General features: G+C 60.4%; 11 protein-coding genes. 9 read left to right on the plus strand and 2 right to left on the minus strand.

The features are described from left to right. Positions 1 to 115: 115 nt before the first annotated feature. The 4 genes from sucC (at position 116) to H040_RS26255 (ending at position 4892) form a co-directional block, all read left to right on the plus strand. Positions 116 to 1282 carry an ADP-forming succinate--CoA ligase subunit beta gene (gene sucC / locus H040_RS26235; RefSeq protein ID WP_011534748.1) on the plus strand — a complete coding sequence of 389 codons (1167 nt, stop codon included), beginning with the start codon at positions 116 to 118 and terminating at the stop codon, positions 1280 to 1282. Beyond that, positions 1282 to 2166: a succinate--CoA ligase subunit alpha gene (gene sucD / locus H040_RS26240; protein WP_016393102.1), complete on the plus strand. Its 885-nt coding sequence runs from the start codon at positions 1282 to 1284 to the stop codon at positions 2164 to 2166. The genes sucC and sucD overlap by 1 nt, the downstream gene beginning before the upstream one ends. Positions 2167 to 2645: 479 nt before the next feature. Then, a complete protein-coding gene (gene brnQ / locus H040_RS26250; protein ID WP_027921325.1) occupies positions 2646 to 3959 on the plus strand; it encodes a branched-chain amino acid transport system II carrier protein in 1314 nt (437 codons plus the stop codon). 183 nt (positions 3960 to 4142) lie between these two features. Beyond that, positions 4143 to 4892, plus strand: coding sequence for a DUF599 domain-containing protein (locus H040_RS26255; RefSeq protein WP_027921326.1), 750 nt, complete (start codon positions 4143 to 4145; stop codon positions 4890 to 4892). 67 nt (positions 4893 to 4959) lie between these two features. Here the strand turns inward: H040_RS26255 and H040_RS26260 are convergent, their stop codons facing one another. Further along, the gene (locus tag H040_RS26260; protein ID WP_027921327.1) at positions 4960 to 5235 is read right to left on the minus strand and encodes a hypothetical protein; all 276 of its coding nucleotides are present in this window, start codon (positions 5233 to 5235) and stop codon (positions 4960 to 4962) included. 153 nt (positions 5236 to 5388) lie between these two features. Here H040_RS26260 and H040_RS26265 point away from each other — a divergent pair, with 153 nt between their 5' ends. The 4 genes from H040_RS26265 to H040_RS26280 all read left to right on the plus strand — a co-directional run bounded on the left by H040_RS26265 (position 5389) and on the right by H040_RS26280 (position 9127). Continuing rightward, entirely contained in the window at positions 5389 to 5865 is a 477-nt protein-coding gene (locus H040_RS26265) for a PaaI family thioesterase (protein WP_027921328.1), read from the plus strand. Next, the gene (locus H040_RS26270) at positions 5862 to 6344 is read left to right on the plus strand and encodes a PaaI family thioesterase (RefSeq protein WP_027921329.1); all 483 of its coding nucleotides are present in this window, start codon (positions 5862 to 5864) and stop codon (positions 6342 to 6344) included. Before H040_RS26265 ends, H040_RS26270 begins: the two co-directional genes overlap by 4 nt. A gap of 69 nt (positions 6345 to 6413) precedes the next feature. Next, positions 6414 to 8321 (plus strand): molecular chaperone HtpG, encoded by a 1908-nt coding sequence (htpG, locus tag H040_RS26275; protein WP_027921330.1) that lies wholly within the window; start codon positions 6414 to 6416, stop codon positions 8319 to 8321. An 80-nt stretch (positions 8322 to 8401) separates the two neighbouring features. Further along, positions 8402 to 9127 (plus strand): dienelactone hydrolase family protein, encoded by a 726-nt coding sequence (locus tag H040_RS26280; RefSeq protein ID WP_027921331.1) that lies wholly within the window; start codon positions 8402 to 8404, stop codon positions 9125 to 9127. Between the two features lie 30 nt (positions 9128 to 9157). Here H040_RS26280 and H040_RS26285 read toward each other — a convergent pair whose 3' ends face one another. After that, the gene (locus H040_RS26285) at positions 9158 to 10021 is read right to left on the minus strand and encodes a pirin family protein (RefSeq protein WP_027921332.1); all 864 of its coding nucleotides are present in this window, start codon (positions 10019 to 10021) and stop codon (positions 9158 to 9160) included. A 115-nt stretch (positions 10022 to 10136) separates the two neighbouring features. Here H040_RS26285 and H040_RS26290 point away from each other — a divergent pair, with 115 nt between their 5' ends. Beyond that, on the plus strand, positions 10137 to 11144 hold the full coding sequence (locus H040_RS26290) for an amidohydrolase family protein (RefSeq protein WP_027921333.1): 1008 nt from the start codon (positions 10137 to 10139) through the stop codon (positions 11142 to 11144). Positions 11145 to 11293: the final 149 nt, after the last annotated feature.

Here is an 11293-nt window from a genome sequence, read left to right on the forward strand (position 1 = left end):
GAACGTCCGCCGGACCGGACTACACGGGAAAACCCGGGGTCAATGGTCACAGGTGGTGCGGCGCCAGCAAAGGCGCAGCGCCGAAGCGCAGTACCTAACGAAGACGGTAAAAAGCATGAATCTTCACGAGTATCAGGGTAAGCAGCTGTTCGCTGAATACGGCCTGCCAGTTTCCAAGGGTTTCGCTGTCGATACCCCTGAGCAAGCGGCTGAAGCCTGCGACAAGATCGGCGGTTCGGAATGGGTCGTCAAGGCTCAGGTCCACGCGGGTGGTCGCGGTAAAGCGGGCGGCGTCAAGCTGGTTCGCAGCAAGGAAGACGCCAAGGCGTTCGCTGCGCAGTGGTTGGGCAAGAATCTGGTGACCTACCAGACTGACGCCAACGGTCAACCAGTCTCCAAGATCCTGGTCGAGTCCTGCACTGACATCGCCAAAGAGCTGTACCTGGGCGCTGTAGTGGATCGTTCGAGCCGCCGTATCGTGTTCATGGCTTCCACCGAAGGTGGCGTGGACATCGAGAAAGTCGCTCACGAAACTCCTGAGAAGATCCTCAAGGCTACCATCGACCCACTGGTTGGCGCTCAGCCGTTCCAGGGTCGTGAGCTGGCGTTCCAGCTGGGTCTGGAAGGCAAGCAAGTTCAACAGTTCGCCAAGATCTTCGTTGGCCTGGCCAAGCTGTTCAAGGACCACGATCTGGCCCTGCTGGAAGTGAACCCGCTGGTGATCAAGGCCGATGGCGACCTGCACTGCCTCGATGCCAAGATCAACATCGACGCCAACGCCATGTACCGTCAGCCTAAGCTGAAGACTTTCCACGACCCGTCGCAGGACGACGCCCGTGAAGCCCACGCTGCCAAGTTCGAACTGAACTACGTTGCCCTCGAAGGCAACATCGGCTGCATGGTCAACGGTGCCGGCCTGGCCATGGGTACCATGGACATCGTCAACCTGCACGGCGGCAAGCCAGCCAACTTCCTCGACGTGGGCGGCGGCGCGACCAAAGAACGCGTTACCGAAGCGTTCAAGATCATTCTGTCCGACAGCAATGTCGCGGCTGTTCTGGTCAACATCTTCGGTGGCATCGTTCGCTGCGACATGATTGCCGAAGGCATCATCGGTGCAGTGAAAGAAGTCGGCGTTAAAGTTCCGGTTGTCGTTCGCCTTGAAGGCAACAACGCCGAACTGGGCGCTAAAGTACTGGCAGAAAGCGGTTTGAACATCATTGCGGCAACCAGCCTGACCGACGCTGCTCAACAAGTTGTCAAAGCTGCGGAGGGCAAGTAATGAGCGTCCTGATCAATAAAGACACCAAAGTCATCTGCCAGGGCTTCACCGGCTCGCAGGGTACGTTCCACTCCGAACAAGCCATCGCCTACGGCACCAAGATGGTCGGCGGCGTTACTCCAGGCAAGGGTGGCACCACCCACCTGGGCCTGCCAGTGTTCAACACTGTGAAAGAAGCCGTAGAAGCCACCGGCGCTGACGCTTCGGTCATCTACGTTCCGGCTCCGTTCTGCAAGGACTCGATCCTGGAAGCGGCATTCGGCGGCATCAAGCTGATCGTCTGCATCACCGAAGGCATTCCTACCCTGGACATGCTGGATGCCAAGGTCAAGTGCGACGAACTGGGCGTGACCCTGATCGGCCCTAACTGCCCAGGCGTCATCACTCCGGGCGAGTGCAAGATCGGCATCATGCCAGGCCACATCCACCTGCCAGGCAAGGTCGGTATCGTTTCGCGTTCCGGCACCCTGACCTACGAAGCGGTCAAGCAGACCACCGACGCCGGCTTCGGCCAGTCGACTTGCGTGGGCATCGGTGGCGACCCGATTCCAGGCTCCAACTTCATCGACATCCTGAAGCTGTTCCAGGAAGACCCGAAGACCGAAGCGATCGTCATGATCGGTGAGATCGGCGGTTCGGCTGAAGAAGAAGCTGCGGCCTACATCAAGGCCAACGTCACCAAGCCAGTCGTTTCCTACATCGCGGGTGTTACCGCACCTGCGGGCAAGCGTATGGGCCACGCTGGCGCCATCATTTCCGGCGGCAAAGGCACTGCGGACGAGAAGTTCGCCGCGCTGCAGGACGCTGGTGTGAAGACCGTGCGTTCCCTGGCTGATATCGGCAAGGCCTTGGCCGAGCTGACCGGCTGGGAAGCCAAGAAGTAATACCTGCTACATCCCCCCACGCGCACAGAGGCCACCTTCGGGTGGCCTTTGTCGTTTTCGGGGGGGGAGCTGCACCGGCCTCTTCGCGGGCACGCCCGCTCCCACAGGAAAATCACTAGCCTTGATACTTGTGAGGTACCTGTGGGAGCGGGTTTACCCGCGAAGAGGCCGGCACAGGCAATGCGGAATTTCGATGGGTACCATAGGAATTTTGAAGCAGACGAACGTTTCAATACGGTGATAATTCCTACTGTCTCCGGTCACACAGACGACAAACATGTACGCACATCGGACAAGCAGCACTGTATCAGTGCGTTTACCGGGTAAAACGGTTAATCTACGCGTTCACTCTGTGCCCGTACCCCAAAAGGGAACGACACGCTAAACGGGTCTGGCCTATCAAGCCGGGCAGCATTTCCCCTCATCCAAAGGGAAATCCCCTCTCGAATCCCGATTTCAGCAGTGTGGTACTACCTTAAATGAAAGTTCTCAAAGGCCAGGATATCCTGGCGCTTGGCTTTATGACGTTTGCGCTTTTCGTAGGCGCTGGCAACATCATCTTCCCGCCTATCGTTGGACTGCAGTCTGGCCCGCACGTATGGATGGCGGCCCTGGGCTTCCTGGTTACCGCCGTGGGCCTGCCGGTCATCACCGTGGTCGCCCTGGCCAAGGTCGGTGGTGGTATGGACGCCCTGAGCAGTCCGATCGGCAAGTTCTTCGGTGGCCTGCTGGCGGCCGTGTGCTACCTGTCGGTCGGCCCGCTGTTCGCGACGCCGCGTACCGCGACCGTGTCGTTCGAAGTGGGCGTGGCGCCGTTGACCGGTGAAAGCCCGACAGCGTTGTTCATCTACAGCCTGGTGTACTTCGTCGTGGTACTGGCCGTGTCCATGTACCCGGGCAAGCTGCTTGACACTGTCGGCCGCTTCCTCGCGCCGCTGAAGATCATCGCCCTGGCGGTGCTGGGTATCGCTGCCTTCGCCTTGCCAGCCGGGACCATCGGTGAAGCACAGCCGGCCTATGCCGCCGCTGCGTTCTCCAAAGGCTTTTCCGATGGCTACCTGACCATGGACACCCTTGGTGCCCTGGTATTCGGTATCGTCATCGTCAACGCCATCCGCTCGCGCGGTGTCGAGTCGCCGAAGCTGATCACCCGCTATGCCATCATCGCCGGCCTGATCGCCGGTGTCGGCCTGGCCCTGGTGTACATCAGCCTGTTCCGCCTGGGTGCCGGCAGCCACGATATCGCCGCCGATGCCACCAACGGTGCCGCTGTTCTGCACGCTTATGTACAGCACACCTTCGGTTCCCTGGGCAGCGGCTTCCTTGCCGTGCTGATCGCCCTGGCGTGCCTGGTGACTGCCGTTGGCCTGACCTGCGCCTGCGCCGAATACTTCAGCCAGATTCTGCCGCTGTCGTACCGTGCACTGGTGGTGATCCTGGCAGGCTTCTCGCTGCTGATTTCCAACCTGGGCCTGACCAAGCTGATCATGTTCTCGATCCCGGTGCTGACCGCGATCTATCCGCCGTGCATCGTGGTGGTGGGCCTGAGCTTCGTGAAGGACCTGTGGAATTCGCCGACTCGCATCCTGGCTCCAGTGATGCTGGTTTCGCTGGTGTTCGGTATCGTCGACGCGATCAAGGGCAGCGACATCGCCCACGTGCTGCCAGACGTCATGGCGCACCTGCCGCTGAGTGATCAGGGCCTGGCCTGGCTGGTGCCTTCGGTCGTGACACTGATCGGCGCCGTGGCCTGCGACCGCATGCTCGGCAAGCCGCGCGAAGCGTTGGCCTGAGCAGTTGAAGCCTGAGGGCGGCACCGGCCACAAGCCGTAGGGTGCTCGCCAAAGGTGGAGACTCGAAAGCCCCGCATCTGAAAGGATGCGGGGCTTTTTCGTTTCATGTTTGTGCCTTTTACCGCTTGTAGGCGTCGAAATCCGGTCACTATTCTTTGTGCACCTGGCCTTCGGGAATTCTGCATGAACTTCATCCAAAGCAACCTCCACAACCTCCTGGCTGTCTGCTGGTTCGCCCTCTGCTGGGGCGGTTACACCCGCTATGCCATTTGGAAGGGCCGCGACACCGCGTGCCTGGCCAGCGTGCTGCACCTGTACCGGGAAGACTGGATGCGCCGTATGCTACTGCGCGACAACCGCATCGCCGACGCCAGCGTGATCGGTAACCTGGAGCGCAATGCCTCGTTCTTCGCCTCCAGTACTCTGATCATCCTCGCTGGTATTCTCACCGTGCTGGGTGCTTCGGATCGCGCGCTGTCACTGCTGGCGGACCTGCCTCTGGTGCAGCAGGCGTCCCAAGGCATGTCGGAGATCAAGCTGCTGTGCCTGGCAATGGTCTTTGTCTACGCCTTCTTCACCTTCAGCTGGTGCATGCGTCAGTACAACTTTGCTGCAGTGCTGGTGGGGTCCGCGCCTATGATCGGTGAGCGCCAGGTCAATGAACTGGAGCGCAAGGCTTTCGCTTCGCGCGCAGCACGGGTGCTGTCCCTTGCAGCCAACCAATTCAACTTTGGCCTGCGCTCTTATTACTTCGGGATGGCCATGCTTACCTGGTTCATCAGCCCCTGGCTGTTCATGGTCGTGAGTGTGGGTGTCGTGCTGATTCTGTATCGGCGGGAGTTCCATTCCGATGTATTGGACGTGATGGTGTTCACCCCCACTGAGAGTGCGATGACAGAAGTGCCCAGGGAAAGTTCCAACAGCATTAACTGAAACGTTTAACTCACTAAAAGCAGGCACAAAAAAACCCGACGATGTCGGGTTTTTTTGTTTGGGTCGATTACTGCTTGGCAGGTTCTGCAGGCGCAGTTGACGGCGCAGGAGTAGCTGGGGCGGCCTCTTCGGCGGCCTTCTGCTCGGCTTCGGCCTGATCTTTGGCAGCTTCGGCGTTTTCCTTGGCGGCGTCGTTCATCTTATCCTGAGCATCACCCATCTTTTCCTGGGCTTGTTCACGATGTTCTTGTGCGTCTTGGGCTTTGTCTTCGCTCGCTTTATCGCAAGCAGCCAGGCCCATGGCAGCAGCCAGCATCAGAGCAAAAGCAAAAGGTTTACGCATGGGGGTGTTTCCTCTTGGTGAATAAGTGAGTTGTTCCTTCGAGTTCAGTCATGCGGAATAAGTTCCACGCGTTTTAAAGATATATAACACCCCGTGCTATATAGACTTTTTACCGGTTTTATGCCGCCACTGCAGTGATCACGGAAGCAGCGTATGAACGATTCAAGCTTGCAGGCCATGGCCGAACGCTTTCTTTCAGCATTGAAACATTGCCAGTTGTTGCAGATGCGCGTGGCCCAGGCCGACAGCGACGGCATGACGTTGGTCATGCCCTGGTCGCCGGCGATCGTCGGCAACCCACAAACCGGCGCGGTGCATGGCGGGGCGTTGACCACGTTGATGGATACCACGTGTGGCATGGCCACCTTGTGCGTGCTGCCACGCTTCGAGGTGTGCCCGACGCTGGATCTGCGTATCGACTACATGCACACCGCGGTACCGGGCAAGCCGATTTACGGCCATGCCCAGTGCTATCGCGTGACCCGCGACGTCATTTTCACCCGCGGCACGGCCTATCAGGACGACCCTGGGCAGCCGATCTGCCATGCGGTAGGGACCTTCATGCGCCTGGGTCAGGAGATCAAGGGTGGCATCCGTTTCGGCAGCAGCCTGAAGGAGGGTGGGGCATGATCCCTGAAGACGTTCGCAGGCAGTTGAACGCGGCTCACGCGGTGGGTGACTACGGTCCCTTGCTGGCCTTGATCCCATACGCCGGCCTGATCGGCATCGAGTGCCAGCGCGATGGCGACGACTTGCTGTTCCGCCTGCCGGCCAGCCAGGACAACATCGGCAACCCGTTGCTGCCGGCCATCCATGGTGGCGTCATTGCCGGCTTCATGGAGCTTTCCGCGGCCCTGTACCTGCTGATCTACAGCGAGAGCGCGAGCATTCCGAAGATCATCGATTTCTCCATCGACTACCTGCGTGCCGGGCATTTTCGCGATACCTACGCCCATTGCCAGTTGTGGCGTCAGGGGCGGCGGGTGACCAATGTCGCCATCACCGCCTGGCAGGCAGACCGGCAGTCGCCGATCGCCACTGCTCGCGCACATTTCAAGATCGAACCGGAAAAGCCCTTGAAATCGTCCGGGCAGCCCCCATCTGCATGACATCCGCCGTTAAGGCAGGCCATATCGGCCGCCAGGCGCCACTGCCATCAGATCGGAGTTTTGAAGACCATGAGTGTGGAGACTCAAAAAGAAACGCTGGGCTTCCAGACCGAGGTGAAGCAACTGCTGCACCTCATGATCCATTCGCTGTACTCGAACAAGGAGATCTTCCTCCGTGAGCTGATCTCCAATGCCTCCGACGCCGCCGACAAGCTGCGCTTCGAGGCCCTGGCCAAGCCAGAGCTGCTCGAGGGCGACGCCGACCTGAAGATCCGCCTCAGCTTCGACAAGGACGCCGGTACCGTGACCCTCGAGGACAACGGCATCGGCATGAGCCGCGAAGATGTCATTGCCCACCTGGGCACCATCGCCAAGTCCGGCACCGCCGACTTCATGAAAAACCTTACCGGTGACCAGAAGAAGGATTCGCACCTGATCGGTCAGTTCGGTGTGGGCTTCTATTCGGCCTTCATCGTCGCCGACAAGGTCGACGTCTACAGCCGGCGCGCCGGCCAGCCGGCCGCCGAAGGCGTGCACTGGTCGTCCAAAGGTGAGGGCGAGTTCGAAGTCGCCACCATCGACAAGCCGCAGCGCGGTACCCGCATCGTTCTGCACCTGAAGAAGGACGAGCAGGAATTCGCCGATGGCTGGCGCCTGCGCAACGTGGTCAAGAAGTACTCCGACCACATTGCCCTGCCGATTGAGCTGCCCAAGGAGCAGGCCGAAGCCGCCGAGGGTGAAGAAAAACCTGCGCAGGAATGGGAAACCGTCAACCGCGCCAGCGCCCTGTGGACCCGTTCGCGCTCCGAGGTGAAGGACGAGGAATACCAGGAGTTCTACAAGCACATCGGTCATGACTTCGAGAACCCGCTGGCCTGGAGCCACAACAAGGTCGAAGGCAAGCTCGAATACAACTCGCTGCTGTATGTACCGGCCCGTGCACCGTTCGACCTGTACCAGCGCGAAGCACCGCGCGGCCTGAAGCTGTATGTGCAGCGCGTGTTCATCATGGACCAGGCCGAGTCGTTCCTGCCGCTGTACCTGCGTTTCATCAAGGGTGTGGTCGACTCCAATGACCTGTCGCTGAACGTATCCCGCGAAATTCTGCAGAAAGACCCGATCATCGACTCGATGAAGACCGCGCTGACCAAGCGTGTGCTGGACATGCTGGAGAAGCTGGCCAAGAACGAGCCTGAGCAGTACAAGGGCTTCTGGAAAAACTTCGGCCAGGTGCTGAAGGAAGGCCCGGCTGAAGACTTCGCCAACAAGGAAAAGATCGCTGGCCTGCTGCGCTTCGCCTCCACCCAGGACGACAGTGGCGAGCAGAGCGTTGCCTTGGCCGATTACCTGGCTCGCGCCAAGGAAGGCCAGGACAAGATCTACTACCTCACCGGCGAGTCTTACGCGCAGGTCAAGAACAGCCCGCACCTGGAAGTCTTCCGCAAGAAGGGTATAGAGGTACTGCTGCTGACCGACCGTATCGACGAGTGGCTGATGAGCTACCTCAACGAGTTCGACGGCAAGGCATTCGTCGACGTCGCCCGTGGCGACCTGGACCTGGGCAAGCTGGACTCGGAAGAGGACAAGAAGGCCCAGGAAGAAGTCGCCAAGAACAAAGAAGGCCTGGTCGAGCGTCTGAAAGGTGCATTGGGTGACAGCGTGGCCGAAGTGCGGGTGTCGCACCGCCTGACCGACTCGCCGGCGATTCTGGCCATCGGCGAACAGGACCTGGGCCTGCAGATGCGCCAGATCCTGGAAGCCAGCGGGCAGAAGGTGCCGGACTCGAAGCCGATCTTCGAATTCAACCCGACTCACCCGTTGATCGAGAAGCTGGACAACGAGCAGAGCGAAGACCGTTTCGCCGAGCTGTCGCACATCCTCTTCGATCAGGCCGCGCTGGCGGCCGGTGACAGCCTGAAGGACCCGGCGGCTTACGTTCGTCGCCTGAACAAGCTGCTGGTCGAGCTGTCTGCTTGAGTTGATGCATAGGAAAGCCCGCTTCGGCGGGCTTTTTTCATGGCGGGTTGTTTTATGAAAAAGTGCCTAAGGAGTGCTTGATGAGCAAGGTAATCGTCGAATCGCTGGTCTATCACCTGTCCGGCAAGACTTATGAGAGCCGCCTGGTCTACGAGCCGGGTGCGCTGCCAAAGCCCGGCCTGGTGATGGCGCCGAACTGGATGGGTATTGGCGAAGGCGCCGAGCGCATTGCCAAGGAAGTGGCCGAAAAGGGTTACGTGGTGCTGATTGCCGACCTGTATGGGCAGTCGGTACGCCCGTCCAATGCGGATGAGGCTGGCGCGGCGATGATGCCGCTGAAAAATGACCGGGCCGAGCTGCGCAAGCGCATGAACGAGGCGTTGTCGCAGCTGCTGGCGCAGTCCAAAGCGTTACTGGAGCCAGGCAAGGTCGCCACCTTCGGCTTCTGCTTCGGCGGTTGCTGCGCCTTGGAACTGGCCCGTACCGGTGCCGACCTGAGGGCGGCGGTGTCGTTCCACGGCACGCTTGATACGCCGAACCCGGAAGACGCCAAGCGCATCAAGGGCTCGGTGCTGGTGCTGCATGGCGCTGCCGATCCGCTGGTGCCGAAGGAGCAACTGCCGGCGTTCGAGGAGGAGATGAATGCGGCCAAGGTGGATTGGCAGTTGCTGAGCTACGGTGGTGCGGTGCATTCGTTCACTGACCCGAATGCCAATGTGCCGGGCAAGATGCAGTACGACCGCCGTACCTCTGAGCGGGCGTTCCGCTCGATGCACAACCTGCTCACCGAAGTGTTCCAGCGCTGACATTGCATGGGGCCGCAAAGCGGCCCCAATTCAGCGAGGTAACTCGATTCTCGACGTTTCCCCAGGCACCGTCGGCCAATCCCCCGCTGCCCACTTGGCCCGTGCCTGCTCGATCAACTCCACATCACTGGCCAAAAAATTCCAGTTCATCCGCCGCGGGCCATCCAGCGGCTCGCCGCCAATGAGCACCAGTTGGCACTCCTCCTCGGCATACAGCGTGACCTCTTCCCCTTCCGCCAGCACGATCAGGCTACAAGCCTCGACCTGCTCGCCGTCCATGAACAGCTCGCCGTCGAGCAGATACAGCGCCCGCTGCGCATGTTCGTCAGGAACCACCAAGGTGGTGGCCGGCTGCATCAGCACATGCGCATAAAGGGTAGGGGAGAGCACCGGCACCGGTGACTCCAGGCAGAACCCGCTGCCGGCAATCATGCAGATACGCACGCCCAGGTTGTCACTGACCGGCAAGCTCGCCGCGGGGTGGTGGCTGTAGCTCGGTTCGCCTTGTTCGAGTGCCTGGGGAGAGGCCAGCCACACCTGCAGCCCATGCAGGCGTGAGCCATGGGCCAAGGCGTCCACAGGTGTACGCTCGACATGCGCTACCCCTTTGCCGGCGGTCATCCAGCTCACATCACCAGGCAGTACGCGCTGCTCCGAGCCAAGGCTGTCCTTGTGCAGGATCGCGCCTTCGAACAGATAGGTCAGGGTGGACAGGCCGATATGCGGGTGCTGGCGGATATCCATGCCATGGCCCGGCGCATAGTCGGTCTCGAGCATATGGTCGAAAAACACGAACGGGCCGACGCTGCGACACTGGGCCGAGGGCAGCGGGCGCAGGATCGGTTGGCCCTCGACCGATTCGGCGCGTGGGCGGATGATCAGGGGGCTGCTCATGGTGGGCTCCAGGCGAGGTGGAAATGCCCCAAGCATAGCGGTTTGCCGGGCAATGCTGAACCGTTGCGCTGGCTGCCCGGTCTACCCTGTTCATGCATGGAGAAGGAGCACGCCCATGATTGCCAGAGCGCTGGCCTGCATGCTGTTGTCTGGCTGGCTATGCCAGGCGGCACAGGCTCGTGACTACCGCTACAGCGATGCCCATTTGCACTACGTGGACTTTTTCCAGGAGACCGAGGGCATGCCGGCGCTGATCAAGGCCATGGATCAGGCGGGTGTCGAGCACTCGATGATTTCTGGTATTCCGGTCGCTAAGAAATGGCACGAAGACGAGCCCAAGCGCCCGCGCTATTACGCCGGCGACGACGCTGATGCCTATTGGTATAGCGCCACCGATACCTATGTCGCTGCCGCGTTGGAAAAGCTGCCGGCCGAGCAGCGAAAACGTTTCCATCCTTTTCTGACCGGTTTCAATCCAGTGGACAAGAATGCTGTCAGCCATATCGAGCGCATGCTCGAACTTAACCCGGGGCTGTGGCAAGGGATCGGCGAGGTGTTTACCCGGCATGACGACCTGACTGCGCTGACCAGTGGCGATACACCGCGGGCCAATAACGAAGCCATGACGCGCATCTACCACCTGGCGGCCGAGCGCGACCTCCCGGTGCTCCTGCATTCCAACATCACCTCCAAGCGCGAGCGCAACCCGCTGTACCTGGCGGAGATCGAAGAGCCGCTGCGCAACCACCCGCACACGCGCTTCATCTGGGCGCATGCCGGCAGCAGCATGGAAATTCACCGGCACCAGACGCAGATGGACTTCCTGCTGCCGGTGCTGACGCGGTTGCTGGAGGATTACCCAAACCTGTATGTGGACCTGTCGTGGAGTGTGTTGCAGCCTTATCTGCTGGACGACAAGGGCGTGCCGCGCAAGGAATGGCTGGCGTTGGTCGAACAGTACCCGGAGCGGTTCATGCTGGGGTCGGATGTGGTGGGGCGGTTTGGCAGCCTGGGGGAGCAGATGCACGGGTTCAGGCCGTTTCTGGATGCCTTGCCGGAAGAAGTAGCCAATAAGGTGGCGCGGGATAACTTTCTGGCGGTGCTGCCCAAGGCTCAGCATTAGCCTGTACCGGCCTCTTCGCGGGTAAACCCGCTCCCACAGGGGCCCCGCAGGTTCCGAAGTCTGTGCAGTACCTCCCACAGGGACCCCATAGGTTCCGAAGTCTGTGCAGTACCTCCCACAGGGACCCCGCAGGTTTCGAAGTCTGTGCA

The organism is Pseudomonas sp. URMO17WK12:I7 (assembly GCF_003269045.1).
Classification (GTDB): domain Bacteria; phylum Pseudomonadota; class Gammaproteobacteria; order Pseudomonadales; family Pseudomonadaceae; genus Aquipseudomonas; species Aquipseudomonas putida_J.